We start from the raw sequence: 25,772 nt of genomic DNA on the forward strand, positions 1-25,772 counted from the left end.
GCGGCCGGTGCCATGTGTGTCCGCGGTGTCCGCGGGTCAGCCGGAGACGTGGCAGTCGAAGGCGTGCAGGTAGGGGTTGACCGGGCTGATGTCGTCGACGACGAGGCCGGCCGCGGTCAGCCGGGAGACCATGCTGTCGGTGGTGTGCTTGGCGCCGCCGACGTTGAGGAGCAGCAGCAGGTCCATGGCGGTGCTGAAGCGCATCGAGGGGGTGTCGTCGACGAGGTTCTCGATGACGACGACCCGGGTGCCGGGGCCGCCGGCCTCGGCGACGCCCCGCAACGTACGGGCCGTGCTCTCGTCGTCCCACTCGAGGATGTTCTTGATGACGTAGACGTCGGCCCGGACCGGGATCGCGGTGCGGACGTCGCCGGGGACGATCCGGGCGCGGTCGGCCAGGTCGCCGCCCTCGCGCAGTCTCGGCAGGGCGTTCTCGACGACCCGGGGCAGGTCGAGGAGGCTGCCGTGCATCGCCGGGTACTTGTCCAGCAGGCTGGCCACCACGTGTCCCTGGCCGCCGCCGATGTCCGCGACGGACGTGGCGCCGCTCAGGTCGAGCAGGGCCGCGACCTCCCGGGCGGACTGCTCGCTGGAGCGGGTCATCGCCCGGTTGAAGACGTCGGCGGACTCCGGGGCGTCCTCGTTGAGGTAGGTGAAGAAGTCCTTGCCGTAGAGGTCCTCCACGACGTTGTGGTCGGTGCGCACGGCCTCGTCCAGCTTGGGCCAGGCGTCCCAGGTCCACGGCTCGGTGCACCACAGGGCGATGGCGCGCAGGCTGTTCGGGTCGTCCTCGCGCAGCAGCCGGGACATGTCGGTGTGCGCGAAGGTGCCGTCGCGCCGCTCGGCGAAGACGCCGTAGCAGGACAGGGCCCGCAGCAGCCGCCGCAGCGGCTTCGGCTCGGCCTTCACCGCGGCCGCGAGGTCCTCGACGGCCATCGGCTCGCGGTCGAGGGCGTCGGCGACACCGAGCCGGGCGGCGGCCCGGACGGCGGCGGCACAGGCCGCCCCGAACACCAGCTCGCGGAGGCGCATCGGGGGCGGTGGGGCTTGTTCAGCGGTCGTCATCTGCCGCCCTTTCTCGTTCTTCGGCCTTCTTCGGTCGTTCAGGGGCAGCGGGCGGGCGGTCAGCACAGGCCCGCGGGCTTCGAGGCCCGGCAGGAGTTGCGATGGAAGGTGTTGCCCTTGCCCGTGCCCCCGTTCACGAGGTCGGCGGGGGAGTTGCTCGCCAGCATGTTGCGCTCGACGTTGTTCTTGTCGTTGGTGGCACCGACGAAGCTCTTGAAGAGCACGATGCCGCCGGACAGCGGGGACTTGCCGGAGTTGCCGGTGACCACGTTGTCGCTCACGCGGGTCCGCTCGGTGCCGGTGAGGACGATGCCGGAGCCCTGCAGGGCGGGCAGCCGCGCGGTCTTCGCGCAGTACTTGTTGTTCTTGGTGACCTCGTTGCGGACCACGGTGAGCCGGCCGGCCTTCGGCTTGTTCTCGTCGCCGATGAGAATCACACCGGCGCAGTTGCCGGTGATGGCGTTCCCCTCGACCGTGACGTCGCGCAGGCGACGGACGGTGACGCCGATGCGGTTTTTCTCCACCCGGTTGAGCCGGACGACCGTCCCGCCGGCGTCGTAGGCGCCCGCCTCCTGCTTGATGGTGTTGGCGAGGAACAGGCCGGAGTCGCCGTTCTCGGAGGCGTGGTTCTTCTCGATGCTGCCGCGCACGGAGCGTTCCTGGGCGATGCCCCACACGCCGTTCTTCACGGCGTTCACCCGGCGCACGGTCATGGCGTCGGTGGCCATGCCGAAGACACCGCTGTTGCTGAAGCCGGTCACGGTCAGGTCGGAGACGATGACGCCCTTGACGTTCTTCGTCTTGGTGCCGATCACGCAGATGCCGTTGCCGCTGCCGGCGCAGGTGGCGGCGGCCTTGGGGGCGGAGCGCCGGGCCTCCTTGGCCGCGCTCGTCGTGGCCGTCTTCCTGGCGGGCCGGATGACCGTCCCGGCGCCCACGCCGGCCAGCGTCACCCGGGGCGTTCTGATGGTGACGCTCTCGCGGTAGGTGCCGGCGAGAACGAGGACGGTGTCGCCGGACCGCGCGACGTTCACCGCTTTCTGGATCGACTCGCCCGGGTGGACCACCAAGGTCTTGTGGGTGGCCGCCGCGGGCGCCGCACCCAGACCCGCGACCGCCAGAGCGGCGGTGCACGCGAGATATGAGAGATGACATTTCTTCATATCGCGTACGATATGACTGATTAGTCCGCTCGTGCCTGGATAGGCCATCCGGCGGCGTGTCAGCTTCCCCGCAGCGCCCGCGCGATCTCCAACTGCACGTTCTCCGGCGGTCGGCCGCCCTCGACCTCCCACAGACAGTTCTGCAGCACCCGGCCGAGCGTCCACGCCCGCGCCCGCTCCCGGTCCAGGCCCAGCTCGCCGGTGAGCACGTCGAAGCGCCGGGCGGTGTCGGCGGGGTCGTACCGGTTGACGATCGCGGGGAGCAGCTCGAAGCCGGGGTCGCCGGCCAGCGGTTTGGGGTCGATGGCGAGCCAGGAGGCACGGTCGGCGGCCAGGACGTTGTCGTAGTGCAGGTCCCAGTGCAGCAGCCGGTGGCCGGGATCGGACACGACCTCGCGCACCGCGGCCGCGCAGTCCCCGAGCAGTCGCCGGTCCGCCGGATCGGGGACCCGCCGCAGCGCCCCCGGCACCCGCTCCAGCATCCGCCGCGCGACGTCACCCAGGCGGCGCATCCCCACCGGGGCGGGCCGCGCGGTCAGCCGGGCCAGCAGCCCCGCGACGACCAGCACCGCCTCGCGCACGTCGGGCACCCGGCTCAGCGCCCGGTGCTCGTCCAGTCGCTCCAGCAGCAGCGTGCAGGTCGGCTCGTCGTGCTCCAGCAGCCGTACGGCGCCGTCCCCGTCCCAGGCCCGCAGGGCGGCGGGCTCGCCCGCGCTCTCCTCGTCGAGGAGCTGGAGCTTGAGCGCGGCCCGGGTGCCCTCGGCCCGGACGACCGGCAGGACCAGCGCGGCCACCCCGTACATCGCGGGCCCGTCGACGCGCAGCCCCCAGCGGCCCAGGAACTCCCCGGCCCGCCGGGGCAGGTCCGCGACGAACGCCCGCCCCGCCTCCCCGTTGAATTTCTCCTGAGAAGCGGCAAGCTCGCCGGGCACCTCGATCACCTTGCCGACCATACTGACGTCTGTGCATCGGGTCAGCGGAACGCGGCGTGGACTCCGGGCGGTCGCGGACTACGTCCGCGGCGCGCCGGGGACCTACGTGTGGCTGCTGATCCTGTTCGTCACCACCGTCGCCCTGCACCACATGTCGCCGGATTTCGAGGAGGACTTCCTGCGGCAGCGGTCGACCAACATCCACGAGCTGTCGCAGAACCCGGTGCGGGTGCTGATCACCAGCGCGATGTGGATCGACGGCGGGCACTGGGTGCCGTACGCCGTCCTGTACACCGTCTTCCACGCCCAGGCCGAACGCTGGCTCGGCACCCTGCGCTGGCTCGCGGTGTGCGTGGCCGCGCACGTGCTGGCGACGCTGATCAGCGAGTCGGCGCTGCTGAAGGCGATCCACGACGGCCACGCCCCGCAGGCGGCGGTCAACACCCTGGACATCGGGGTGAGTTACGCGCTGGCAGGGGTGGCGGCGGTGCTCACGTACCGGATCGCCCAGCCCTGGCGGTACCCGTACCTGGCGGCCCTGGCCGCCGTGTACGGCATCCCGCTCGTCACCGGCCGGACCTTCACCGACTTCGGGCACGTCGTGTCCGTTCTGATCGGGCTCGCGTGCTATCCGCTGGTCAGAGGCTGCGGAAAAGCATGGAATCCGAAGGAGACAGTGGCCGCACTCAGGGGTTAACGTCCGCGCATGAGCAGCTCGGCAAGCAATGCCGTCAACGGCGGCATCTCCTTCTGGTACGCGCAGGACGGCATCCCGGCGGCACGGGAGCCGCTGCCCGGGGACGCGTCCGCCGACGTCGTCATCGTCGGCGGCGGCTACACGGGACTGTGGACCGCGTACTACCTGAAGAAGGCGGCTCCCTTCCTGCGGATCACCGTCCTGGAGCAGAAGTTCTGCGGCTACGGCGCCTCCGGCCGCAACGGCGGCTGGCTGTACAACGGCATCGCGGGCCGCGACCGGTACGCGAAGCTGCACGGCCACGAGGCCGCCGTACGCCTGCAGAAGGCGATGAACGACACCGTGGACGAGGTCGTCTCCGTCACCGAGGCGGAGGGCGTCGACTGCGACCTGCACAAGGGCGGGGTGCTGGAAGTGGCGACCTCGCCCGCCCAGTTGGCCCGGCTGAAGGCCTTCCACAAGCACGAGCTGTCGTACGGCGAGAAGGACCGGGAGCTGTACGGCGCCCGGGAGACCGCCGAGCGGATCAGGGTCGCCGACGCGGTCGGCTCGTCCTGGACCCCGCACGGGGCGCGGCTGCACCCGGTGAAGCTGGTCAAGGGCCTCGCCGCCGCCGTCGAGGCGCTCGGGGTGACCATCCACGAGTCCACGCCGGTCACGGAGATCCGCGCCAAGCACGCCGTCACCCCCTACGGCACGGTCCGCGCCCCCTACGTCCTGCGCTGCACCGAGGGCTTCACCGCGTCCCTGAAGGGCCAGCGGCGCACCTGGCTGCCGATGAACTCCTCGATGATCGCCACCGAGCCGCTGACCGAGGAGCAGTGGGCGGCGATCGGCTGGGACGGCCGCGAGACGCTGGGCGACATGGCGCACGCCTACATGTACGCGCAGCGCACCGCCGACGGCCGGATCGCGCTCGGCGGGCGCGGTGTGCCGTACCGCTTCGGCTCGCGCACCGACAACGACGGCCGCACCCAGGACGCGACGATCGAGGCCCTCGGGGAGATCCTCACCCGGTTCTTCCCGGCCCTCGCCGGGGTCCGGATCGCGCACGCCTGGTCCGGCGTCCTCGGCGTACCGCGCGACTGGTGCGCCACGGTCACCCTCGACCGGGCCACCGGGCTCGGCTGGGCCGGCGGCTACGTCGGCTCGGGCGTCGCCACCGCCAACCTGGCCGCCCGCACCCTGTGCGACCTCGTCCAGCAGGACTCCGGGCAGGCGGGCCGCACCGACCTGACCGAGCTGCCCTGGGTGAACCACAAGGTCCGCAAGTGGGAACCGGAACCCTTCCGCTGGCTCGGCGTCCAGGGCATGTACGCCACCTACCGCGCCGCCGACCAGCGCGAACGCCTCCACCCGGGCACCGGGTCCTCCCGCCTTGCCCAGGTGGCGGACCGGGTCGCGGGGCGCCACTGAAATACGGATGAGGGGGAGGGCGGCCACTGGCTACCCTCCCCCTCATGATTCGCACCGCGACCCCAGCCGACGTCCCCGTCATCCGCACCCTGATCCGCGAGCTCGCCGAGTACGAGAAGGTGCCCGAGGAGGCACGGGCGAGCGAGGAGCAGTTGCGGGAGGCACTGTTCGGCGAGCGGCCGGCGGCCTTCGCGCACATGGCCGTGGACGACACCACCGGCGAACCGGTCGGGTTCGCGCTGTGGTTCCTGAACTTCTCCACCTGGCGCGGCGTCCACGGCATCTACATGGAGGACCTCTACGTCCGTCCCACCGCCCGAGGCGGCGGCCACGGCCGCGCCCTGCTGACCGAACTGGCCCGGATCTGCGTCGAACGCGGCTACGAGCGCCTGGAGTGGTCGGTGCTGAACTGGAACCGGCCCACGATCGACTTCTACGAGGCCCTCGGCGCCCGCCCGCAGGACGAGTGGACGGTCTACCGTCTGACGGACGAGGCGCTGACCAGGCTCGGATCGGGCCGATAGACCCTGAGCCGACCGGATGCCTCGCCTGTGCCTGCCACGGCGGGCGGCCAGAGGTGGGAGGACTGAACCCGCACAGCACAGCGACCCGCCCCCGGGTCTCGGGGGCGACCCGCGTACAGGGTGACGGTCAGCGCGAGGCATCCTCCGGCCACAGCACCCGGACGCGGACGCCGGTGCGCTCGGCGTACGCCACGACGTCCGCCGTGCCGCCGTGCCCCCATGCCGGTTTCCCGTCCCATACGGCGACCAACTCGTCAGCGACTGCGTCGGGGCCGTCCGCGATGCACGAGACCGCCACCAACTCCGCTGCGTCGTACCCGCTCACCGCATCTGCCAGGAGCGCCCGCACGCGCTCCTCGACCTCTGTGCTCAGTCCACGGTGACCGGTGATCCCCACCCGCATGTCTGTCCTCCTACAGATAGACGCCGTGCAAGCGCTCGTCGAACTCGCGCGCGTACGGCGCGGGCTCTTTCCACGATCTCCCGCGAACTCCATGGCGAAGCCGCTGAATGGCCCGTCACGGACTACCTATTGGCGCAGCTACGCGAAGAAATAGAGGAAAGCTCCAGCGGTGATCAAGAGGAATCCAAGCGCCGCCGCGACCAACCCATTCTTCTTGACTCGCGCGGCTGTCTCCAGATTCCCGCCTTCACGTTCTTCGCGAACCACTTTGGGCACAAGGACTGCAAAAAGGAGAAAAATGGGGCCCAGTCCTGTCAAAACGACACCGATGAATCTGGCCAGAATCTGCATGTCACTTGCTTCTGCAAGATACGCCATGCCCCCCACCTTCTGTCGCCCCTTTTGTCTGTTATTTCTTCATATTCACAAACACAAGGACATCCCGGCCAACACGATCAATAACAGTGCGATACCACCGACAATCCACGACGCTATGCCGCTGGTTCTTTGATCCACCACCTCCGAATACCCGGGATCCTTCGAGTCGTATATCACATCCAGCCGCTGCCCCACACTGACGGGCGCAACTTTGTAAGGCAGGCTGTCGCGCTGATATTGCATGCCTTCGACTTCATACAGAAGTCTCAGTCTCGTCTGACCCTTGTCAGTCGTCGACTTGTCCACGCATTTCGCACGGACAGTCACTCCTCTGTGCCGGAGACTTTGCTCGCGCCAAATGAAGAGTAGCGCTCCCGCCAGTACGGGAATCCCGATCACCAGAATTGGGACCGCGTAGCCGTGTACCTTCTCAAGCACTATCTCCGCTTCCTTTCCTGGGGTTGCCCCTACCCGAGGCCGAGAATTGCCACGTCCGGTGTCTAGACGTTGCCTAAATCCCGAGGATCGTAGACGATCACTAGCGATTCACCGATGCGCGCCGAGGGGAAACGGAACGGCCCGACGCTGGCCTCCCATTCCGTGCCGTCCGCGGGGAATCTCACCCTGAGAAAAGAGGTGCCGTTCGACGGGTTCCCTTCATTCACGCACTGCGCGGTGACCGTGACCCCGCGAACCCGCAGCGCCCGCCCGTGCCTGAAGATCCGTATCGCAACAAGAAGTATGGAAAGCGCCAAAAGGGTGACTAGAGTCACTAACCCATACATTTACCACGCTCCGAAATGGCCCCAGAGGACAATCCGGGCATCACTATCCAGTCTGTCGATCACCCTGTCAAGAGGGCTTGGTACTCCACATATCAGCGAAGACAGTACATCGACAAGAAGTTCAAGGAAGTGAAGGAAGAGCCCGCTCGGGCAGAGAACTGGGCCGAAGCGGTGGGGTTCGGATTGGACGAGCTGGTCAAGTTGTTCAAGGGCTTCACGGGGAGCTCGATCGCCGCCTGGTCCGTACTTGGAGCGGCCAGCACCGGATGCGTGGTCGGCAACGTAATCGATTCCGATAGTGCCAAGAAGACAGCCCTCAAGAAAATTGGATTCACGCATGACGACAACGGAATACCTTGGACCAAGTGGCGCCCCGGCCACCCCTTCTCTTTTCCGGGGCGGCTCAGCCCACTGACTCCGCCACCGGCGTCTCGGCGATCACCTCCTGCCGGGGCGCCCTGGCCGTCACCAGCAGCCCCGCTGCCAGGCCCGCCAGCAGCATCGCGCCGGCCGCCCACCAGATCGCGACCGTGTAGCCGTGCACCACGCCCGCCGCGACGACGGAGGCCTTGTCGGCGGGGTTGCGCAGGTGCGCGGCGACGTAGGCGGCGCTGCTGGTGGTGGCGATGGTGTTGAGCAGGGCCGTACCGATCGAACCACCCACCTGCTGGGCGCTGTTGACGGTGGCCGAGGTGACGCCGGAGTCGCGCGGGGCGACGCCGGCGGTGGCGGTGGCGAAGACCGGCATGAAGGTCAGGCCCATGCCGAGCCCCAGCAGCAGCAGGGAGGGCAGGATCTCGGTGCCGTAGGAGGAGCCGACCTTCAGCCGGGTGAGCAGCATCAGGCCGACGGAGGCCAGGAGCATGCCGGGCACCATGAGCATGCGGGGCGGCACCCGGACCAGCAGGCGGGCCGCGATCTGCGTGGAGCCGGTGACGATCGCGGCCGTCAGCGGCAGGAAGGCCAGGCCGGCCCGGACCGGCGAGTAGCCGAGGATGATCTGCAGGTAGTAGGTCATGAACAGGAACAGCCCGAACATGCCGATCACCGCGAGCATCATCGTCAGGAACGAGCCCGCGCGGTCACGGTCCCGCAGGATGTGCAGCGGCAGCAGCGGGCTCGGCGCCCGGTTCTGCCACCAGACGAAGGCGGCGAGCAGCGCCGCACCGCCCGTGAACAGGGCGAGGACCACCGCGTCGGTCCAGCCGCGCGGCTCGGCCTCGCTGAAGCCGTAGACGATGGCCACCAGGCCGCCGCAGCCGAACACCACCCCGGGCACGTCGAGCCGGGACCCGCGCCGGCGGGGGCGGTCGCGCAGCAGGACGGTGGCGCCGATGACGGCGACGATCGCGATGGGCACGTTCACGTACAGGCACCAGCGCCAGTTCAGGTACTCGGTGAGCAGGCCGCCGACGATGAACCCGATCGCCGAGCCGCTGCCGGCCAGGGCGCCGTAGATGCCGAAGGCCTTGCCGCGCTCCCGGGGGTCGGTGAAGGCCGTGGTCAGCAGGGACAGCGCGGAGGGCGCGAGGACGGCGGCGAAGACGCCCTGGAGGGCGCGGGCACCGAAGAGCATGCCGGGACCGGTGGCCGCGCCGCCGATCGCGGAGGCCCCGGCGAAGCCGATCAGGCCGACGATGAAGGTGCGTTTTCGTCCGGCGAGGTCGGCGATGCGGCCGCCCAGCAGCAGGAGGCCGCCGAAGGCGAGGGTGTACGCGGTGATCACCCATTGCCGGTTGCCGTCGGACATGTGCAGTGCGTGTTGTGCCGAGGGGAGCGCGATGTTCACGATCGTCGCGTCCAGGACCACCATCAGCTGGGCGAGGGCGATGACGACCAGGCCCCACCAACGGTGAGGATCGGCGGCCTCGGCTCCGGTTTTCACCGGACGAGACTCACTCGTTCGGCCGATGTCCATTTGCCCAGAAGACCATGGATCAGGACGTATCGCATCCCCGTCCGCAGGCTCTTTCCGCTGTTGCCTCACGGCTCCAATACCACCTTTCCTGTCGTGCCGCGCGTCTGGAGCGCCCGGTGCGCGGACGCCGCCTCGGCGAGCGGGAAACGGGTGACGGCCGGGCGCAGCCGGCCTTCGGCAGCCTCTGCGAGGGCGCGCAGTTCCAGCGCGCGCAGGCCGCCTGCCTTGTGGAGCATCGCCGGGCCGAGAACGGACTCGGAGACGCCCTCGACGAAGTAGCCCTGCCGGTCCGCCCCGATGCCCTCGGCCGACCAGCCGAAGACCACGTGCCGCCCGCCGGGCCCGAGCAGGGCGACTGCCTCGCGGGCGACGTCGCCGCCGACGCCGTCGTAGACGATCGTGGCGGGCCTGCCCCGCAGGTGGGCGCGGACCTCGGCGGGCCAGCCGGGGCCGGTGTAGTCGACGGCGACATCGGCGCCCTGTGCGCGGACCAGGGCGGTCTTGCGTGCCCCGCCCGCGAGGCCGACGACGGTGGCTCCGGCGTTCTTGGCGTACTGCACGAGCAGGGTGCCGATGCCGCCCGCGGCCGCCGGTACGACGACCACGTCGTCCGGCCCCGGCTCGGCGAACTGCACGATCCCCAGCGCCGTACGCCCCGTGCCGATCATCGCGACGGCCTCGGCGAAGCCCAGACCCTCCGGGACCTCGTGGAGGCGGTCGGCGCCGGTGACGGCCAGTTCGGCGTAGCCCCCGGGTGCGAAGCCCAGGTGGGCGACGACCCGCTTGCCGAGCCACGCCCCGTCCACGCCGTCGCCGAGGGCGTCCACGACACCGGCGACCTCGCGGCCGGGGACCGTGGGCAGGGCGGGCAGCTCGGGCAGCGGACCCCGCTGCCCCTCCCGCAGAGCGGTGTCGAGCAGATGAACTCCGGCCGCGGCCACGGCGATCCGCACCTCACCGGGGCCCGGGACCGGGTCCGCGGTCTTCTCGTAGGTCAGGTTCTCGGCCGGTCCGAAGGCGTGCAGGCGCACGGCGTGCATGGGTCCCCCACTCGTGGTGTCTCCGTTTCGGGGGCCCACTCTTCGACCTCAAGCATGCTTGAGGTCAAGGGTGGGCCGACCGAGGATTCGGGGACACCGGCTTCTCCGTGTCCGCAGGCCGGGACGTCTCTTGGTCGGGACGTCCGTCGGCCGGACGTCCGTGAGTGAGACGGCGCGAGCGCACCGGAATGTGACATCGGGGTGGTGGGGGCGGTGCGGTGGGGGAGGGCGTGGCGGGGGATTGTCAGTGGCGGGGTGCAGCATGGGGGCATGGCGAGGAGAGCGACGGGCACACGCGGGGCAGGGCCGAAGGGCGCACGGCGGCCGGAGGTGCGGCTGCCACCCCTGGAACCCTGGCCGGGCGGGGAGCTGGAGCCGGACGGTGACTACGACGGGCTGGAGTTCCGCGCGGTCGACCTGTCCGGGCAGGACGGCGCGGGCGCCCGCTTCATGGACTGCGCGCTGACCGACTGCACGCTGGGCGAGACGGCACTGGGCCGGGCCCGGGTGTTCGATTCCGTCCTCACCGGACTGCGGGGCGTCGGCACGCATCTCGCCGAGTCCACGTTCCGCGATGTCGAGGTGCACGATGCCCGGCTGGGCGGCACCCAGATGCACGGCGCCGTCCTGGAGAGAGTGCTGATCCGCGGCGGCAAGATCGACTACCTCAATCTCCGTGAGGCCCGCCTGAAGGACGTCGTCCTCGAGTCCTGCGTCCTGGTCGAGCCGGACTTCGCCGGCGCCCGTCTGGAGCGGGTCGAGTTCGTCGACTGCGCTCTGAAGGGGGCCGACTTCGGCGGGGCGACCCTGAAGGACGTGGACCTGCGCGGAGCCGCTCCGCTGGAGATCGTCCGGGGCCTTGACCGGCTGTCCGGGGCGGTGATCAGTACGGGGCAACTACTGGATCTGGCACCGGTGCTGGCGGCGGACCTGGGGATCAGGGTGGAGTGAGGTCACGGCACCCGGGGGAAGCGGGCCTGCAGCGTCCAGATCGCCGGGTTCTCCGCGAGGTCGTCGTGGAGGTCGGTCAGGTCGGCGATCAGGTCGTGGAGGAAGTCGCGTGCCTCGCGCCGCAGTTCCGTGTGGGAGAAGCTGAGCGGGGACTCCTCGGCCGGCAGCCAGTCGGAGGCGATGTCGACCCACCCGAAGCGGCGCTCGAAGAGCAAGCGGTCGGTGGACTCGGTGAAGTCCAGCTCCGCGTGCTGCGGCCGGGCGGCCCGAGAGCCCATGGGGTCCCGGTCCAGCTGCTCCACGATGTCGCACAGCGCCCACGCGAAGTCCAGCACCGGCACCCATCCCCAGGCTGTGGACAGCTCCCGGTCCGTCTTGGTGTCCGCGAGATACACGTCCCCGCAGAACAGGTCGTACCGCAGGGTGTGGACGTCCGCGGTGCGGTAGTCGGTCTGCGGCGGGTCCGGGAAGCGGTTGGAGAGGGCGTAGCCGATGTCGAGCACGCAGGAGATGGTGTCACGTCGGCCGTCCAGGTCCCGCCCGGCCCCCGGAGACGGCAGGCCGGACCACCCCTGGCGGGGGGGCCCGGCCACCTCACCGGCGTCCGTGGTGCGCGGTCACTTGACGTTGACCGCGCTCCAGGCCGCCGCCACCGCGTTGTACTCCGCGCTGCCCGAGCCGTACAGGTCGGCCGCGGCCTGCAGGGTGCCGGTGCGGGCGCCCGCGTAGTTGGTCGTGGAGGTGAAGTAGGTGGTGAGGGCCTTGTACCAGATCTGGTCGGCCTTGTCCCGGCCGATGCCGGTGACCGTGGAGCCGTTGGACGTCGGGGAGTTGTAGGAGACCCCGTTGATGGTCTTCGCGCCGCTGCCCTCGCTCAGCAGGTAGAAGAAGTGGTTGGCGACACCGGACGAGTAGTGCACGTCGAGGCGGCCGACCGTCTTCGACCAGTAGTCGGCGGAGGCGCCGTCCTTGCTGGGCTGGTCCATGTAGCGCAGCGGGGTGCCGTTGCCGTTGATGTCGATCTTCTCGCCGATGAGGTAGTCACCGACGTCCGAGGTGTTGTTGGCGAAGAACTCCACCGAGGTGCCGAAGATGTCCGAGGTCGCCTCGTTCAGGCCGCCGGACTCGCGGCTGTAGTTGAGCTTCGCCGTGGACGCGGTCAGACCGTGGCTCATCTCGTGGCCGGCCACGTCCAGCGAGGTGAGCGGGTCGGCGTTGCCGGCGCCGTCGCCGTACGTCATGCAGAAGCAGCTGTCGGACCAGAAGGCGTTGACGTAGGCGTTGCCGTAGTGGACGCGGGAGTAGGCGGCCCTGCCGTCACCCGCGATGCCGTTCCGGTTGAACGCCGCCTTGTAGAAGTCCCAGGTGACGCCGGCGCCGTAGGCGGCGTCGACGGCGGCGGTCTGGCGGTTGGTGACGGAGCCGTTGCCCCAGACGTCGTCGGCGTCGTGGAAGAGGGTGCCGGTGCCGCTCGTGCCGCCGTTCAGGTCGTATGTCGTGTGGCCGCCGCGTCCGCCGTCGATCAGGTCGAAGCCGCCGGAGGCGGAGGCGGTGGTGCCGATGGTGACGGTGCCGCTGTACTGGCTGGTGCCCGTGCCGGTGTCGACGGCCTCGTAGGAGTAGAGCTTCTTGCCGCTGGTGGCGTCGGTGATGACGTGCAGCTCGCTCGGGGTGCCGTCGTGCTGGACGCCCTTGACCACGGACTCGTAGGCGAGGACCGGCTTGGCGCCGGCCGCCCAGACGACCTTGCGGGAGGCCGAGGCGGTGGCCCCGGCCTCGTCGGCGGCGGCCTTGAGGGCACTCTTGCGGGCACTCGCCGGGGAGACGGCGGCCGTGGTGGTCGGCACGGATATCCGGGCCTTGGCCGCCTTGTTCACGCCCTTGAGGGCGCCGCTCTTCGCCACGTGGGTGACCAGGTCGCCGCCGAGGACGGGCAGGCCGGCGTAGGTGCGCTCGTAGCGGGTGTGGACCGTGCCGTCCTTGTCCTTGATCACGTCCCGGACGACCAGCTTCTCCTTGGCACCGAGGCCGAGTTCACGGGCCGCCGTACCGGCGTGCTGCTGGGCCGAGTCGATCGCGGCGGCGCGGGCCGAGGCGCTGAGCGGGGCGGCCGTGGCGCCCGGAGTGTGCGTCGGTGCGGCGGCCGCGCCGTTCTGGAGGGCGAGTACGACCATGGCGGCCGAGCCGACCAGGGCGGCGGCGCGCACGGTGGCCGTACGGGAGGTGCGGGAGGAGGTGTGGGGCTGCTGGCTCACTCGATCTCCTTCTGACCGGTCTCCATGGGGTCGGAGACACAGGTGTGACACAGGGGATGCACAGAGTTGCGGCGGCCAGGAGAGAGTGACATTCGAGACGGCCTGTTTGACAGGCCGCTGACAAGACTTTACGTGTTTGTATCCGAAAGGCGTGCCCTGTCGTCCGTTATCCGGACAAGAGGGGCGGAGAGACAACTCCCCCTGGATAAAGCGCATGTGACCCCCGCGGCGTCACACTTCCCGCGTCACGCCTCCCGCATCGCGCCTCCCGCGTCACGCCTCCTGCGTCAGCTCCTTGCGCAGGACGGTGCAGGGGCGGCCGAGGGCGCGGTCGGTGCGGTGATCGACGACCCGGTAGCCGAGGGCGGTCCAGAAGGCCATGCCCCGGGGGTTGTTGTCGAGGACGGCGAGCCGTACGGCCCGGTGGCCGGCGGCGCGGAAGCGGTCCTCGACGAGGGCGGCCGCGTGCCGTCCGTACCCCTTGCCCTGCTCGGTCGCGCGGACCATCAGCAGCCCGATCCACGGATCGGGGTCGGCCGGGTCGGGGTGGCGGGCCAGCGTGATCACGACCGCGACCAGCAGGCCCTCGGCGCGGGCGAGCAGCACCTCGGCGTCGGGGTGGGCCAGTTCGTCGGCCAGGGCGACGGCCACCTGCTCGGGACGTACGTCGTCCGGGTCCGGGAAGTCCCCGCTGAGCGCGTGGAACGCGCGGTTCGAGGCGTACAGCGCGGTCAGTTCGGTGAGCAGCGGGGCCGGGATGTCACGGCCGGGCGGCAGGGGCTGCAGGATCACGCGGGCAAGTTAACCCGGGAGGCAGGACCGGGGCCACGGCGTTCGTGCCGTGGCCCCGGCTCCGCCGGGCGTGAGGCCGATCAGAGGTCGACGAGCGTGACCGTGACCGAGGATCAGACGTTCACGCCGAAGTCCTGGGCGATGCCGACCAGGCCCGAGGCGTAACCCTGGCCCACCGCGCGGAACTTCCACTCCGCGCCGTTGCGGTACAGCTCGCCGAAGACCATGGCCGTCTCGGTGGCGGCGTCCTCGGAGAGGTCGTAGCGGGCGATCTCGGCGCCGCCGGCCTGGTTGACGATGCGGATGTAGGCGTTGCGGACCTGGCCGAAGTTCTGGCCGCGGTTCTCGGCGTCGTAGATGGAGACCGGGAAGACGACCTTGTCGATGTCGGCCGGGAGCGCGGCCAGGTTGACGTTGATGGCCTCGTCGTCGCCGGAGCCCTCACCGGTGCGGTTGTCGCCGGTGTGGACGATCGTGTTGTCCGGGGTCTGCTTGTTGTTGAAGAACACGAAGTGACCGTCGGAGTAGACCTTGCCCTGCGGGTTCACCGCGATGGCGGAGGCGTCCAGGTCGAAGTCCGTGCCGGTGGTGGTGCGGACGTCCCAGCCGAGGCCCACGGTGACGGCGGTCAGGCCCGGAGCCTCCTTGGTGAGCGAGACGTTGCCACCCTTGGACAGGCTTACAGCCATGATGTGGGAGTCCTTCCCGTTAGGAATCTGTGCCGACGAAGCTACCGTCACCGGGAAGAACGTCGAGGGGGTCCCGGTGGTTCCTGGTCCCTTTACCTTTTTTACCTGCGAAAACCGGGTGACGTGGGGCGGGCGGTACCGGGACCATGGGACACATGTCCGGGCCCTACATCATCCGTGGCTCGGTCTCGCTTCCCGAGGCCGAGCTGGCGTGGCGTTTCTCGAGGTCGTCCGGGCCCGGCGGGCAGCACGTCAACACCAGTGACTCGCAGGTGGAGCTTCGCTTCGACCTCGCGCGCACCGAGGCGCTGCCTCCGGTGTGGAAGGAGCGGGCGCTGGAGCGGCTGGCCGGGCGTCTGGTCGACGGGGTCGTCGTCGTGCGTGCCTCCGAGCACCGCTCCCAGTGGCGCAACCGCGAGACCGCCGCCGTCCGCCTCGCCTCCCTCCTCGCCGAAGCCACCGCCCCTCCCCCCAGACCCCGCCGCGCCACCCGCATCCCACGCGGCATCAACGAACGCCGCCTCCGCGAAAAGAAGCAGCGCTCCGAAACCAAGAGGGGCCGCACGGGCCGCGACTGGACGTAACCCCCGCACCCGGCAGCGTCGTGTCACATCCCCGCCCGTCCGTCCGTCGTTCCACCGACCGCACGAAGAAGAACGGGACGGAGAGGCGAACAAGCCCATGAGTGAGCCCATGAGTGAGCCCACGAGCGGCGGCGACGACCTCGCCGCGCTGGCCGACCGCTTCGAGACGCACCGCACCCGCCTCCGCGCCGTCGCCTACCGCATGCTCGGCTCGGCCGCAGAGGCCGAGGACGCGGTCCAGGAGGCGTGGTTCCGGCTGAGCAGGACCGACGCCGCGCAGGTGGAGAACCTCGCGGCCTGGCTGACCACCGTCGTCGGCCGGATCTGCCTGGACATGCTCCGCTCCCGCAGAACCCGCGCTGAGGACCCCCTCGACACCTGGCACCCCGCACCGTCCTCGGAACCCGACCCCGCCCAGGGCGCCCTGCTCGCCGACTCGGTCGGGATCGCCCTTCTCGTCGTGCTCGACACCCTCACGCCCGCCGAGCGGCTGGCGTTCGTCCTGCACGACCTGTTCGCCGTGCCGTTCGACGAGGTCGCCGTCGTCCTCGGCCGGCAACCGGCCGCCGCCCGGCAGCTCGCCAGCCGGGCCCGCCGGCGGGTGCAGGGTGCGGAAGCCTCGGACAGCGGACGGGACCGGCAGCGCGAACTCGTCACCGCGTTCCTGGCCGCCGCCCGGGACGGCGACTTCGAGGGCCTGCTCGCCGTGCTCGACCCGGACGTGGTCGCCCGCAGCGAGGCCGGTGTGACGACCGGCGCGACGGCGGTGGCTTCCGGCGCGGTGACGTACGCGAGCTTCGGCCGCGCTGCCGGTGTCGCGCTGGTCGACGGCCTGCCCGGAGCCGTGGTCCTGGACTCCGACGGCCGACCGGAGCGGGCACTGCGTTTCACCGTCGTCCGCGACCGCATCGCCGTCGTGGAGGTCGTGACCGACCCGGAGCGGGTGGCCGGACTCACCGTCGAGATCGAAGGGACCTAGCCACCCGGCCTCACAGCTCCAGCACGCCGACGGTCTGGCCGCCGCTCGTCTCCCCGTTCGTGCGGAAGCCCAGCCGGAGGTAGAACTCCTCGGGGCCGTCCGGGCCGGGGTGCCAGGTGACGTACAACTTCTCGGTGCCCCGGCGCCGGAGCTCCTCGGCGACGGAGTCGACGGCGAACCGGCCGTACCCGTTGCCCTGTTCCCCGGCGTCGATGTTCAGCCGCCACAGCCCGGAGCGGACCACGCTGCCGTCGCCGTGCCAGTCGATGTCGAGGAAGGCCATCAGAAAGCCGACCGGGCGGTCGCCGTCCACGATCAGGCGGGGCCAGGCGACACCGGCCGGGCGGACGTACGCCTCGGCGAGGGACTCCGCCACCGGTGTGACGGTGTGTTCCTGGTCGGGGCGCACACGGACGGCGAGCGCGGCGTCGAGATTCCGGGGCGTCAGCGCTTCCAGGCGAGGTGTCATCCGCGCACAGTAGGCCGGGCTCCGCCGCACCTGCCACGGAATTCCGGGCGGGCCCGACCGCTCAGCCCAACTGCCGGTACCGTCCCCGGAAATGCAGCAGGGGTCCGCCGTCCGCGCTCGGCACCCGTGCGGTCAGGACGCGGCCTATGACCAGGGTGTGGTCACCGGCCGGCACCCGTTGCTCCGTGCGGCACTCCAGCGTGGCGAGCGCGCCGCCCACCAGGGGGGCGCCGGTGGCCTCCCCGCGCAGGTAGGGGATGTCGTCGAAGAGCAGGCGGTCGCTGATACGGCCCTTCATCGCGAAGCGGCCCGCGATGTGCCGCTGGCTCTCGGAGAGCACCGAGACCGCCCACAGCGGCTGTTCGTCGAGCAGGTCGTCCATGCGGGAGCCCTCGCGCAGGCTGACCAGCACCAGCGGCGGGTCCAGGGAGACCGACATGAAGGCGGTGGCGGTCATGCCGACGTCCTCCACGCGCGGCGCGTTCGGGTCGTCGGGGTCCAGTGACGGCTCCTGCGCGGTCACCAGGACCACGCCCGCGGCCAGCCGGGACATCGCGGCCCGGAACTCGTCGTTGCTCACCCCCTCAGCATGCCCGGAAGCTGGGGTGGCGGTGAGGGAGGCAGTCTTCAGCACGCCGGAAACGCTAGTCGCCGCCGCGCACGCGTCGCATCGGGCCTCGGCCCGAGCCGGGTCCTAGGACCATGGACCGAACAACTGAGCAGGGCGGACGAACCAGGGAGGTCAGAACGTCGGACACCGGAACGGTTCGCGCATCATCCGCGCACGGTCACTACCCTTGCGGTCGCAGGCGGAACGGGAAAAAGCAGAAACCCCACTCAATTGTTCAGCTTCTCCTGTGACTTGAGTCACAAGAGGCGGGAATTGTTGACCCTGTGTACCGAGTGGGGAGCGCGCTGTGATTCAGTGGCTGGGAAGCTAGATGACCCTTGATTCGCCGCGAGGTCTCGGGGGGAGGGCGAGCATGGAAACCGAGTCGGAGCCGTATGTCCGTCTTGCGTCCCTCCGTCAGCTGCACCAGGTCATGGCCGACATGAACACGGCACGCAGCCTGGCGGACACCCTGCAGACGGTCTCCGACGGCGTGGTCGGCGCCCTCGGGTACGAGATGGCGTGCGTGAACCTCGTCCGCCAGGACGGCGACCTCGTCGTCGCCGCCTTCTCCGGGAACTCCGCCGCCGAAGCCCTGATCACCGGCCGGGTCGGCTCCCGCGAGGCGTGGGACCGGCGGCTGGGCATGGGTGAGCAGTGGGGCGACCTGGTGTTCATACCCCACACCGAGGGCTGGGTGCTCGACGACGACGACGTCCCGCAGTGGTTCACCGACGGGCCCGCGCCGCGCTTCGAGGACGAGTGGCACCCCTCCGACCGGCTCTTCGCGCCGATGTACACGCCCGGCGTGCAGGGCAGCTCCTGCGGCGAGCTGCTCGGGGTCATATCGGTCGACCGCCCGCGCAACGGCCGCCACCCCGGCGCCTGGGGCCGCGAGGCCTTGCAGATGTATGCCTTCCAGGCCGCCATCGCCATCAGCAACGCGCGTCTACGTGCGAATATGCAGCGCGCCCTGGTCCGTCTGGAGCGTGAGCAGCAGGCTCTGCGGGCCAGCGAGGAGAGCTTCCGGCAGGCCTTCGAGTACGCGCCCTCCGGCATGGCCATCGCCGAGATGGGCGGCGACCAGCACGGCCGCATCCTGCGGACGAACGACGCCCTGTGCCGGCTGCTGGGCCGCCCCGCCTCCGCGATGCGCCGCTACTCCTTCTCCGACCTCGTCCACCCCGAGGACATCGGCACCCTCCTGCGCACCTCCGCCGAGGGCGGCCGGGCCGAGCTGCGCCTGGGCCGCCGCGACGGCACCTACGTCTGGGTGTCCCTGCGCAACTCCGTCGTCGCGGACGCCGCCGACGGCCCCCGCTTCCTGCTCACCCACGTCGAGGACATAGAGGAGCGCAAGCGCCGCGAGCTCCAGCTCGCCCACCGCGCCTCCCACGACTCGCTCACCGGGCTGCCGAACTCCGCCGAGCTGCGCTCCCGCCTCTCGGCCCGGCTGTGCCAGCGCCCCGCCCACCCCGGCGACGCCCTGCAGTCCCTGGACGCGGCCTACGGCCACCCCGCCTTCGACACCCCCGCCGGCCACGGCTTCGACTACCCGCCCGTGCCGCAGTCCTACGACGGCTTCGACCACCACGTCCACACCGCCGCCCCCGAGGACGGCCGCGACGACGGCACCAAGGGCCTCGCGGTCCTCTTCTGCGACCTGGACGGCTTCAAGTCGATCAACGACCGGTTCGGTCACAACGCGGGCGACGCGGTCCTCGTCGAGGTCGCGCGGCGGCTGTCCCGGGCCGTACGCGACGGTGACACGGTCGCCCGGCTCGGCGGCGACGAGTTCGTGATCCTCGCCGACGGCCTCGGCAAGGCCGACGCCCAGGACCTCGCCGTACGCCTGCGCAACGAGATCATCCAGCCGATCCGCGCCGAGGGCCGGGCCGTCCGGGTGGGGGCGAGTTTCGGCATCGGCTGGGCACACTGCGGCATGACTGCGGACGAAGTGTTGAAGTCGGCCGACGAGCGGATGTACGTAGAGAAACGATCTCGTCCCAAACAACATCGTCGTGCCGGCTGATCCGCAGGTCAGCGAATTGGTGCGGTCTGAGTCACCCGTTCGGACCAGCCGGAGCGGGTAGGCTCGCCTTTCCAACCCTGTATCGCATCCGCCCGCACCTGTTGAGGAGTACCTAGGCATGACGCCCGGCGACAACGGCGCGAGCACGCCCGAGGACGAGGACCCGTTCGGCTACCTCTACGCCGATGGCCAGGCCAGAGGAGCCCAGCCGCCGTCCGGTGGTTACGGCTACCCGAACTCGGTCAGCAGGGTGCGCGCGGTCGGCGAGCGCCAGTACGGCCAGCCCCAGGCCCCGTACGGCCAGACCCAGCCCCAGCCCCAGGCCACGGTCCCGCAGCAGCAGGCTGTCTACGGCCAGCCGAACGCCCACTACCAGGCGCCCGAGACCCTCCCCGGCGGCGCCCCGAGCAGCCACCGGCCCGCGCCCGCCGGCGGCGGCCGTGGCGGTCCGAACACCAAGGGCCTGCTGATCGGCGCGATCGCGGTGGTCGCCGCCGTCGTCATCGGCATCAGTGTCGCGATGATCAACGGCAACTCGGACGACTCGGCCGGCAACGACCCCACCACGCCCCCGGTCCAGTCCCAGACCAGTGACCCGAGCCCCTCCAAGACCGGCTCGGCCCCGGCGGGCGAGCTGCCGAAGACGGACGCCCAGGCCCTCCAGCTGGCGGGCGGCGCGGCCAAGACCACGGGTGTCGAGGGCGCCAAGGCGGCGGGTGGCGTCTACGTGGGCGGCCTGAACACGGTCGGCGCTTCGGCGACCTGGACGGCGACCGTGCCCGAGGACGGTGCGTACACCCTCTTCGTGAACTACAGCGCGGCGGGCGAGGACCAGGAGATGACGGTCACCGTCAACGGCAAGGAGTTCGGCAGCAAGCTCCGCTTGAAGAACTACCGGGACGCGGCCGACGGTGACTTCGCCAAGGGCTGGACGACCTCCTTCGTGTGGCCGACCCTGAACAAGGGCGACAACACGATCTCCGTCTCCTGCCAGGCCGGCGACAAGTGCAACGTCCTGCTGGACCAGCTCTGGCTGAAGAAGGGCCAGGTCAAGCGGGACAGCTAGGGTCCGCCCCGCGGATCGGGCGGTCAGACCCTAGGCCGCGCTGAACACCCCGGTCACCGCGACCCGCTCGCGCAGTTCCTCGTAGGTCGCCGCATCGAACTCCCCCGCCGCAGGGGCCCGTACGGTGGCCGCCGACAGGGCGACCGCGCGGGCGAGGCGGTCCGGCCAGGGGAGGTGTTCCACCAGGCCGGACAGCAGGCCGGCGACCGCCGAGTCGCCGGCGCCGGTCGGGTTGCCGTGGACGCGGGCGGGCGGGGCGGCGCGCCAGCGGCCCTCCGGGGTGACCGCGAACAGGCCCTCCGCGCCGAGGGAGGCCACGACCGCGTGAGCGCCCCGGCGGCGGGCGTCCCGGGTGGCGCGGGACGGCTCGTGGGAGCCGGTGAGTTCGGCCAGTTCCTCGGCGTTCGGCTTGACGATGTCCGGGCGGGCCGCGACCCCGCGGCGCAGCGGCTCCCCGCTGGTGTCCAGCAGCACCGGAACCCCGGCGGAGCGGGCCGCGCGGACCAGGGTCGCGTACGCGCCGACCGGCACACCCGGCGGCAGGCTGCCGGAGAGGGCCACCGCCGAGGCGGAGCCCAGCAGTTCCTCGTACCGGTCCAGGAACGTGCCCCATTCGGCCGGTGCTATCTGCGGACCCGGCTCGTTCAACTGGGTCGTGTCACCGGAGAGTTCGTCGACGACGGCGATCGTGCGCCGGGTCGCTCCCGTCACCGGCACCAGCGCGTCCGTCAGACCGGGTGTCCCGGTGAGCCGTTCGCGCACCGCGTGCCCGGTGGCGCCGCCCGCGAACCCGGTGACCGTCACCTCGTGCCCGAGCGCGGCCAGTACCCGGGCCACGTTCACGCCCTTGCCGCCCGGCCGTTCGGTGACGTCCGAGACGCGGTGTGAGGCGTGGGGCCGCAGGGACCGTACGCGATAGGTGATGTCGAGAGCGGTGTTGAGCGTGACCGTGAGGAGCACCCGGTCCGACCTCCCTCGAAGTTGGCACGTCTTCGGTTTCCGGGGGGTCGATCATGCCAAAGAGACGGCGACCGGCCCAGGGGTCGGACCGGCCCCCGTCGCGGGAAGGGGGTCACGGATCAGGGCAGTTGGGGCGCTACGACCCATTCGCCCTGCCGCATCACGCCCTTCACGTCGAAGTTCGCGTCCAGCACCACCAGGTCGGCGTCCTTGCCGGGCTCCAGCGAGCCGATGCGGTCGGACATGCCGAGCAGCCGGGCCGGGTTCGCGGACAGGGCGGCGACGGCGTCCGCGACCGGCAGCCCGTCGACGGTCACCGCCCGCTTGAACGCGCGGTCCATGGTGAGCGTGGAGCCGGCGATCGAGCCGCCGTGCACCAGCCGGGCCACTCCCTCGCTGACCTCGACCTCCAGCGGGCCGAGCATGTAGCGGCCGTCGCCGATGCCGGCCGCGTCCATCGCGTCCGTGATGAACGCAACCCGGGAGGCGCCCGCGTGATGGAACGCCAGCTCCAGTGCGGCCGGGTGCAGATGCGTGCCGTCGTTGATCAGCTCGACCGTCACCCGCTCGTCCTCCAGCAGGGCGGCGACCGGGCCGGGGGAGCGGTGGCCCAGGGCGGGCATGGCGTTGAAGAGGTGGGTGGCGACCGTGGCGCCCGCGTCGATCGCCTCGACCGTCTGCTCGTAGGTCGCGTCCGTGTGCCCGATCGCGGCGATCACCCCGTGCTCCGCGAGCAGCCGTACGGAATCGACGCCGCCGGGCAGTTCGGCGGCGAGCGTGACCATCTTCGCCCTGCCGCGCGCCGCGTCGATCAGCTTGCGCACCTCGGCGGGCTCCGGGTCGCGCAGCAGGTCCTCCGAGTGCGCGCCCTTGCGGCACGGGGAGATGAACGGGCCCTCGAAGTGGATGCCGGCGATCTCGCCCTGCTCGGCCAGCTCGCTCAGCAGCCCGGCCTGCCGGACCAGCAGGTCCATCTCGTCGGTGACGGTGGAGGCGACGAGGGTGGTGGTGCCGTGGGCGCGGTGCGTGCGGACGGCTTTCATGATCTCGTCGACCGTGCCGGAGAAGGAGGCTCCGCCGCCGCCGTGGTTGTGGATGTCGACGAAGCCGGGGACCAGCCAGTGGCCGGTGAGGTCGATGATCGGGGCGTCGGCCGGGGCTGCGGCGGTGATGCGCTTGCCGTCGACCACCACCTGGCCGTTCTCCACGGTTCCGGTGGGCAGGACCACGCGTGCGCCGGTCAGTACCCGCGGGCCCGTGGGGGCCGGTCGCGCGGTTCCCCGCGCCCCTTGCGTGGCACTGTCCGCTTCCGGGGTGTGCGAGTCCCGCTCAGTGGCCATCAGGTGCTACCTCCGGAGTCGTAGAAGTCGATGTCAGCAGGTCGCGGGCGAGCAGACCCGCGCCCAGGCATCCCGCCGTGTCGCCCAGGGCGGCCGGGACGATGGCCGGGAGCTTCTGGAAGGTGACCCGCTGCCGGACGGCGTCCCGCAGGGGCTGGAACAACACTTCCCCCGCCTCGGCCAGGCCGCCACCGATGATGAGCGTGCGCGGGTCCAGCAGGGTGAGCGCGGTGACCAGGCCGTCGGCGAGGGCGTCCACCGCCGCCTGCCACACCCGGACGGCGTCCGGGTCGCCGGCCGCGACCGCCTTCGCGCAGTCGGCCGCGTCGGCATCCGGGTCCCCGCCGGCCGTGGCCCACGCCTCGCTGACGGCGGACGCGGAGGCGTACCGCTCCAGGCAGCCGCGCTGCCCGCACGGGCAGGGGGTGCCGCCGGGCCGTACGACGATGTGCCCGATCTCGCCGGCGAAGCCGTGCGCGCCCGCCTCCACCCGGCCGTCCAGGCCGATCGCGCCGGCGATGCCGGTGCCGAGCGGCACGAACAGGAAGCGGTCGGCGCCCCGGCCCGCGCCGATCCGGCCCTCGGCGAGGCCGCCGGTGCGCACGTCGTGGCCGAGGGCGACGGGCACGCCGAGCCGCTCGGCGAGCAGGGCGCGCAGAGGCACGTCCTTCCAGCCGAGGTTGGCCGCGTAGACGGCGATGCCGTGCTCCTCGTCGACGATGCCGGGGACCGCGAGGCCGGCCGCGGCGGCCGGTTCGCCGTACTGCTCGACGCCGTGGTCGCGCAGCTCGGCGGCGAAGCCGAGGATGTTCTCGACCACCGCGTCGGGCCCGCGCTCGCGGCCGGTGGCCCGGCGGGCGCGGTGCAGGAGTACGGGGGGTCCGGGGGGTGTTCCCCCGCAAAGCGCAGTGTCGGCGCCGATGAGGGCGGCCTTCATCCCGGTACCGCCCACGTCCAGGGCGATGACATGTCTCACGCGGCCTAGTGTGGCCCTCCGACCCATGAGAGGTCTAGTCCACTCACGTGGTGTAGACCTTACGTGTCCACATATTGAACAGCGAGACAGCAGGGTGGGGGCTTCGAGGGTGCGTCGGGGTGGAGCGGGAACGATCGCGGTGGTGTCCGCACTGGGCATGACGGCGGTCCTCGGCGGCTGCGGGACCACGGGGGGCCCGGACGTGACCCTCAAGCTGGTCGCGGCCGACTACGGAGACTCGGCGGCGGGCAGCTCCCAGAAGTACTGGGACAGCCTCGTCCGCGCGTACGAGTCGACGCACCCCGGGACGAAGGTCCAGGTCAGCGTGTACTCCTGGAACGACGTCGACCGCAAGGTCAAGGAGATGGCCGACGCCGGGCACGCCCCCGACATGGCCCAGATCGGCGCCTACGCCGACTACGCGGCCGCGGGCAAGCTGTACCAGGTCTCCGACCTGCTCTCCATCCGCACCCAGGCCGACTTCCTCTCCCCGCTCGCCGACGCGGGCGAGTGGAACCACCTCCAGTACGGCATCCCCTTCGCCGCCTCCACCCGGGTCCTCTTCTACAACAAGGCCCTGTTCGACGAGGCCGGCATCACCCCGCCCACCACCTGGGCCGAGCTGGCCTTCGACGCGGCCGCGCTCAAGGCCGAGGGCGTGAAGTACCCGTTCGCGCTGCCGCTCGGCCCCGAGGAGGCGCAGGCAGAGACCATGCAGTGGCTGCTGAGCGGTGGCAGCGCCTACACCGACGACGTCGGCACCTACACCCTCGACTCCGCCGAGAACACCCGGACCTTCACCTGGCTCAAGGACGAGCTGGTCGGCAAGGGCCTGACCGGTCCCGTCGCCCCGGGCAGCCTCAACCGCGCGGACGCCTTCGCCGCCTTCGCAGACGGCCAGGTCGGCATGCTCAACGGACACCCCACGCTCATCCAGCAGGCCGCCGCGAAGGGCGTGAAGTTCGGCATGGTGCCGATGCCCGGCCGCACCGGCGGCGCCGGGGCGGCGATGGGCGTCGCCGACTGGATGATGGGCTTCAGGCAGAACGGGCACGCCGAGCAGATCGGCGACTTCCTCGACTTCGTGTACGAGAAGAAGAACGTCCTCCGCTTCTCCCGCGAGTACGGCCTGCTGCCCGTCACCGGCTCCGCGTCCGCTGCCATGAGCGCCTCGGACGCGGCCCCCGACAAGGCCCTGCACCCCTTCCTCGACCAGCTGCCGACCTCCGAGCTGTACCCCGTCGGCAAGACCACCTGGGCGGCGGTCAGCGCGGCCGTGAAGAAGGACATAGGCCAGGCGGTCGTCCCCGGCGGCAGCCCGGCCGGTGTCCTGGGCCGCCTGCAGGCGACTGCCACGGACGCGGACGTCAGCGCCGCGAACTGAGCCGGATGTCGGTGCCCGGCGTTACCGTGACCCCCATGGAACTGGGCACCCGCGAGAAGGCCGTCCTCGCGCTGGAGCGCCGGAGCTTTCCCGGCCCCGGCGCGAAGGAACGCGCGATACGCGAGGAACTGGGCCTGCCCCCGGTCCGTTACTACCAGCTCCTCAACGCCCTCCTGGACGACGAACGAGCCCTGGCCCACGACCCGGTCACGGTGAACCGCCTGCGAAGAGTCCGGGAATCGCGCCGCTCGGAGCGCTGAGGCCCCGCTTCCGACGGGCGGCGCAGAGCCTCGGTCGCGGGTGGGAGAACCGGGTGGGAGAACAGGGTCCGGGGCGCGATCCCAGGAGTGAGCACCGCCCGGCC

The 25,772-nt window shown here is 71.0% G+C and carries 27 protein-coding genes; 10 read left to right on the forward strand and 17 right to left on the reverse strand.

The genetic code is table 11. The features are described 5' to 3' along the window. Positions 1-36 precede the first annotated feature (36 nt). From ACWD5D_RS29055 to ACWD5D_RS29065, 3 genes are read right to left on the reverse strand one after another with little or no spacing between them, the layout of a single operon-like run. Positions 37-1,065, reverse strand: a complete 1,029-nt coding sequence (locus ACWD5D_RS29055) for a methyltransferase (protein WP_451375713.1) — start codon at positions 1,063-1,065, stop codon at positions 37-39. A gap of 59 nt (positions 1,066-1,124) precedes the next feature. Next, positions 1,125-2,228 carry a right-handed parallel beta-helix repeat-containing protein gene (locus tag ACWD5D_RS29060; RefSeq protein ID WP_451375714.1) on the reverse strand — a complete coding sequence of 368 codons (1,104 nt, stop codon included), beginning with the start codon at positions 2,226-2,228 and terminating at the stop codon, positions 1,125-1,127. A 59-nt stretch (positions 2,229-2,287) separates the two neighbouring features. Further along, complete coding sequence (locus ACWD5D_RS29065; RefSeq protein ID WP_451375715.1) at positions 2,288-3,181, reverse strand: aminoglycoside phosphotransferase family protein; 894 nt, start codon at positions 3,179-3,181, stop codon at positions 2,288-2,290. Positions 3,182-3,191: 10 nt separating this feature from the next. Between ACWD5D_RS29065 and ACWD5D_RS29070 the strand changes: the two genes are divergently transcribed. Genes ACWD5D_RS29070 through ACWD5D_RS29080 form a run of 3 tightly spaced genes read left to right on the forward strand, consistent with a single transcriptional unit; the run spans position 3,192 to position 5,797 of the window. After that, entirely contained in the window at positions 3,192-3,857 is a 666-nt protein-coding gene (locus tag ACWD5D_RS29070) for a rhomboid-like protein (RefSeq protein ID WP_451375716.1), read from the forward strand. A 9-nt stretch (positions 3,858-3,866) separates the two neighbouring features. Further along, positions 3,867-5,273 (forward strand): NAD(P)/FAD-dependent oxidoreductase, encoded by a 1,407-nt coding sequence (locus ACWD5D_RS29075; protein ID WP_451375717.1) that lies wholly within the window; start codon positions 3,867-3,869, stop codon positions 5,271-5,273. Positions 5,274-5,317: 44 nt separating this feature from the next. Further along, the gene (locus ACWD5D_RS29080) at positions 5,318-5,797 is read left to right on the forward strand and encodes an N-acetyltransferase family protein (RefSeq protein WP_451375718.1); all 480 of its coding nucleotides are present in this window, start codon (positions 5,318-5,320) and stop codon (positions 5,795-5,797) included. Between the two features lie 127 nt (positions 5,798-5,924). Here the strand turns inward: ACWD5D_RS29080 and ACWD5D_RS29085 are convergent, their stop codons facing one another. The 5 genes from ACWD5D_RS29085 to ACWD5D_RS29105 form a co-directional block, all read right to left on the reverse strand. Then, positions 5,925-6,200: a hypothetical protein gene (locus tag ACWD5D_RS29085; RefSeq protein WP_451375719.1), complete on the reverse strand. Its 276-nt coding sequence runs from the start codon at positions 6,198-6,200 to the stop codon at positions 5,925-5,927. Positions 6,201-6,338: 138 nt separating this feature from the next. Beyond that, positions 6,339-6,578: a hypothetical protein gene (locus tag ACWD5D_RS29090; RefSeq protein ID WP_451375720.1), complete on the reverse strand. Its 240-nt coding sequence runs from the start codon at positions 6,576-6,578 to the stop codon at positions 6,339-6,341. Between the two features lie 45 nt (positions 6,579-6,623). Then, a complete protein-coding gene (locus tag ACWD5D_RS29095; protein ID WP_451375721.1) occupies positions 6,624-7,016 on the reverse strand; it encodes a hypothetical protein in 393 nt (130 codons plus the stop codon). 750 nt (positions 7,017-7,766) lie between these two features. Continuing rightward, the gene (locus tag ACWD5D_RS29100; protein ID WP_451375722.1) at positions 7,767-9,281 is read right to left on the reverse strand and encodes an MFS transporter; all 1,515 of its coding nucleotides are present in this window, start codon (positions 9,279-9,281) and stop codon (positions 7,767-7,769) included. Positions 9,282-9,346: 65 nt separating this feature from the next. Then, on the reverse strand, positions 9,347-10,321 hold the full coding sequence (locus ACWD5D_RS29105) for a zinc-binding dehydrogenase (protein WP_451375723.1): 975 nt from the start codon (positions 10,319-10,321) through the stop codon (positions 9,347-9,349). Positions 10,322-10,591: 270 nt separating this feature from the next. On the opposite strand from ACWD5D_RS29105, the gene ACWD5D_RS29110 reads away from it, so the two are divergent. Next, a complete protein-coding gene (locus ACWD5D_RS29110) occupies positions 10,592-11,272 on the forward strand; it encodes a pentapeptide repeat-containing protein (protein ID WP_451375724.1) in 681 nt (226 codons plus the stop codon). 2 nt (positions 11,273-11,274) lie between these two features. Here ACWD5D_RS29110 and ACWD5D_RS29115 read toward each other — a convergent pair whose 3' ends face one another. The 4 genes from ACWD5D_RS29115 to ACWD5D_RS29130 form a co-directional block, all read right to left on the reverse strand. Next, entirely contained in the window at positions 11,275-11,775 is a 501-nt protein-coding gene (locus ACWD5D_RS29115) for a hypothetical protein (RefSeq protein WP_451375725.1), read from the reverse strand. 114 nt (positions 11,776-11,889) lie between these two features. Continuing rightward, positions 11,890-13,446, reverse strand: coding sequence for a M4 family metallopeptidase (locus ACWD5D_RS29120; RefSeq protein WP_451375750.1), 1,557 nt, complete (start codon positions 13,444-13,446; stop codon positions 11,890-11,892). A 354-nt stretch (positions 13,447-13,800) separates the two neighbouring features. Next, positions 13,801-14,319 carry a GNAT family N-acetyltransferase gene (locus tag ACWD5D_RS29125; protein ID WP_451375726.1) on the reverse strand — a complete coding sequence of 173 codons (519 nt, stop codon included), beginning with the start codon at positions 14,317-14,319 and terminating at the stop codon, positions 13,801-13,803. A gap of 113 nt (positions 14,320-14,432) precedes the next feature. Next, on the reverse strand, positions 14,433-15,008 hold the full coding sequence (locus tag ACWD5D_RS29130) for a TerD family protein (protein WP_451375727.1): 576 nt from the start codon (positions 15,006-15,008) through the stop codon (positions 14,433-14,435). 146 nt (positions 15,009-15,154) lie between these two features. On the opposite strand from ACWD5D_RS29130, the gene arfB reads away from it, so the two are divergent. Then, positions 15,155-15,592 carry an alternative ribosome rescue aminoacyl-tRNA hydrolase ArfB gene (gene arfB, locus ACWD5D_RS29135; protein WP_451375728.1) on the forward strand — a complete coding sequence of 146 codons (438 nt, stop codon included), beginning with the start codon at positions 15,155-15,157 and terminating at the stop codon, positions 15,590-15,592. A gap of 109 nt (positions 15,593-15,701) precedes the next feature. Beyond that, positions 15,702-16,571, forward strand: coding sequence for a sigma-70 family RNA polymerase sigma factor (locus ACWD5D_RS29140; protein WP_451375729.1), 870 nt, complete (start codon positions 15,702-15,704; stop codon positions 16,569-16,571). 10 nt (positions 16,572-16,581) lie between these two features. Here ACWD5D_RS29140 and ACWD5D_RS29145 read toward each other — a convergent pair whose 3' ends face one another. Together ACWD5D_RS29145 and ACWD5D_RS29150 are read right to left on the reverse strand one after the other, a co-directional pair. Next, the gene (locus ACWD5D_RS29145) at positions 16,582-17,040 is read right to left on the reverse strand and encodes a GNAT family N-acetyltransferase (protein ID WP_451375730.1); all 459 of its coding nucleotides are present in this window, start codon (positions 17,038-17,040) and stop codon (positions 16,582-16,584) included. A gap of 61 nt (positions 17,041-17,101) precedes the next feature. Continuing rightward, positions 17,102-17,674 (reverse strand): flavin reductase family protein, encoded by a 573-nt coding sequence (locus tag ACWD5D_RS29150; protein WP_451375731.1) that lies wholly within the window; start codon positions 17,672-17,674, stop codon positions 17,102-17,104. Positions 17,675-18,023: 349 nt separating this feature from the next. On the opposite strand from ACWD5D_RS29150, the gene cdgB reads away from it, so the two are divergent. Both cdgB and ACWD5D_RS29160 read left to right on the forward strand, forming a co-directional pair. Next, positions 18,024-19,682: a diguanylate cyclase CdgB gene (cdgB, locus tag ACWD5D_RS29155; protein WP_451375732.1), complete on the forward strand. Its 1,659-nt coding sequence runs from the start codon at positions 18,024-18,026 to the stop codon at positions 19,680-19,682. A 118-nt stretch (positions 19,683-19,800) separates the two neighbouring features. Continuing rightward, positions 19,801-20,748, forward strand: a complete 948-nt coding sequence (locus ACWD5D_RS29160; protein ID WP_451375733.1) for a carbohydrate-binding protein — start codon at positions 19,801-19,803, stop codon at positions 20,746-20,748. Positions 20,749-20,778: 30 nt separating this feature from the next. On the opposite strand, the gene ACWD5D_RS29165 is transcribed toward ACWD5D_RS29160, so the two are convergent. From ACWD5D_RS29165 to ACWD5D_RS29175, 3 genes are all read right to left on the reverse strand, one after another. Continuing rightward, positions 20,779-21,708 carry a 1-phosphofructokinase family hexose kinase gene (locus tag ACWD5D_RS29165; RefSeq protein WP_451375734.1) on the reverse strand — a complete coding sequence of 310 codons (930 nt, stop codon included), beginning with the start codon at positions 21,706-21,708 and terminating at the stop codon, positions 20,779-20,781. Positions 21,709-21,827: 119 nt separating this feature from the next. Continuing rightward, entirely contained in the window at positions 21,828-23,048 is a 1,221-nt protein-coding gene (gene nagA, locus ACWD5D_RS29170; protein ID WP_451375735.1) for an N-acetylglucosamine-6-phosphate deacetylase, read from the reverse strand. Then, the gene (locus tag ACWD5D_RS29175) at positions 23,038-24,051 is read right to left on the reverse strand and encodes an ROK family protein (RefSeq protein ID WP_451375736.1); all 1,014 of its coding nucleotides are present in this window, start codon (positions 24,049-24,051) and stop codon (positions 23,038-23,040) included. Before ACWD5D_RS29175 ends, nagA begins: the two co-directional genes overlap by 11 nt. Positions 24,052-24,181: 130 nt before the next feature. On the opposite strand from ACWD5D_RS29175, the gene ACWD5D_RS29180 reads away from it, so the two are divergent. Both ACWD5D_RS29180 and ACWD5D_RS29185 read left to right on the forward strand, forming a co-directional pair. Then, complete coding sequence (locus tag ACWD5D_RS29180) at positions 24,182-25,408, forward strand: extracellular solute-binding protein (protein WP_451375751.1); 1,227 nt, start codon at positions 24,182-24,184, stop codon at positions 25,406-25,408. Between the two features lie 35 nt (positions 25,409-25,443). Next, positions 25,444-25,668: a DUF3263 domain-containing protein gene (locus ACWD5D_RS29185; RefSeq protein WP_451375737.1), complete on the forward strand. Its 225-nt coding sequence runs from the start codon at positions 25,444-25,446 to the stop codon at positions 25,666-25,668. The last annotated feature ends 104 nt before the right edge of the window (positions 25,669-25,772 follow it).

The organism is Streptomyces sp. NPDC002520 (assembly GCF_053595235.1).

Bases quoted from the DNA above. Each gene is read 5' to 3' on its own strand.
- ACWD5D_RS29055 (WP_451375713.1), bottom strand. From the start codon at position 1,065: ATGACGACCGCTGAACAAGCCCCACCGCCCCCGATGCGCCTCCGCGAG.
- ACWD5D_RS29060 (WP_451375714.1), bottom strand. From the start codon at position 2,228: ATGAAGAAATGTCATCTCTCATATCTCGCGTGCACCGCCGCTCTGGCG.
- ACWD5D_RS29065 (WP_451375715.1), bottom strand. From the start codon at position 3,181: ATGGTCGGCAAGGTGATCGAGGTGCCCGGCGAGCTTGCCGCTTCTCAG.
- ACWD5D_RS29075 (WP_451375717.1), top strand. From the start codon at position 3,867: ATGAGCAGCTCGGCAAGCAATGCCGTCAACGGCGGCATCTCCTTCTGG.
- ACWD5D_RS29080 (WP_451375718.1), top strand. From the start codon at position 5,318: ATGATTCGCACCGCGACCCCAGCCGACGTCCCCGTCATCCGCACCCTG.
- ACWD5D_RS29085 (WP_451375719.1), bottom strand. From the start codon at position 6,200: ATGCGGGTGGGGATCACCGGTCACCGTGGACTGAGCACAGAGGTCGAG.
- ACWD5D_RS29090 (WP_451375720.1), bottom strand. From the start codon at position 6,578: ATGGCGTATCTTGCAGAAGCAAGTGACATGCAGATTCTGGCCAGATTC.
- ACWD5D_RS29100 (WP_451375722.1), bottom strand. From the start codon at position 9,281: ATGGACATCGGCCGAACGAGTGAGTCTCGTCCGGTGAAAACCGGAGCC.
- ACWD5D_RS29105 (WP_451375723.1), bottom strand. From the start codon at position 10,321: ATGCACGCCGTGCGCCTGCACGCCTTCGGACCGGCCGAGAACCTGACC.
- ACWD5D_RS29110 (WP_451375724.1), top strand. From the start codon at position 10,592: ATGGCGAGGAGAGCGACGGGCACACGCGGGGCAGGGCCGAAGGGCGCA.
- ACWD5D_RS29120 (WP_451375750.1), bottom strand. From the start codon at position 13,446: ATGGTCGTACTCGCCCTCCAGAACGGCGCGGCCGCCGCACCGACGCAC.
- ACWD5D_RS29130 (WP_451375727.1), bottom strand. From the start codon at position 15,008: ATGGCTGTAAGCCTGTCCAAGGGTGGCAACGTCTCGCTCACCAAGGAG.
- arfB (WP_451375728.1), top strand. From the start codon at position 15,155: ATGGGACACATGTCCGGGCCCTACATCATCCGTGGCTCGGTCTCGCTT.
- ACWD5D_RS29140 (WP_451375729.1), top strand. From the start codon at position 15,702: ATGAGTGAGCCCACGAGCGGCGGCGACGACCTCGCCGCGCTGGCCGAC.
- ACWD5D_RS29145 (WP_451375730.1), bottom strand. From the start codon at position 17,040: ATGACACCTCGCCTGGAAGCGCTGACGCCCCGGAATCTCGACGCCGCG.
- cdgB (WP_451375732.1), top strand. From the start codon at position 18,024: ATGGAAACCGAGTCGGAGCCGTATGTCCGTCTTGCGTCCCTCCGTCAG.
- ACWD5D_RS29160 (WP_451375733.1), top strand. From the start codon at position 19,801: ATGACGCCCGGCGACAACGGCGCGAGCACGCCCGAGGACGAGGACCCG.
- nagA (WP_451375735.1), bottom strand. From the start codon at position 23,048: ATGGCCACTGAGCGGGACTCGCACACCCCGGAAGCGGACAGTGCCACG.
- ACWD5D_RS29175 (WP_451375736.1), bottom strand. From the start codon at position 24,051: ATGGGTCGGAGGGCCACACTAGGCCGCGTGAGACATGTCATCGCCCTG.
- ACWD5D_RS29180 (WP_451375751.1), top strand. From the start codon at position 24,182: ATGACGGCGGTCCTCGGCGGCTGCGGGACCACGGGGGGCCCGGACGTG.
- ACWD5D_RS29185 (WP_451375737.1), top strand. From the start codon at position 25,444: ATGGAACTGGGCACCCGCGAGAAGGCCGTCCTCGCGCTGGAGCGCCGG.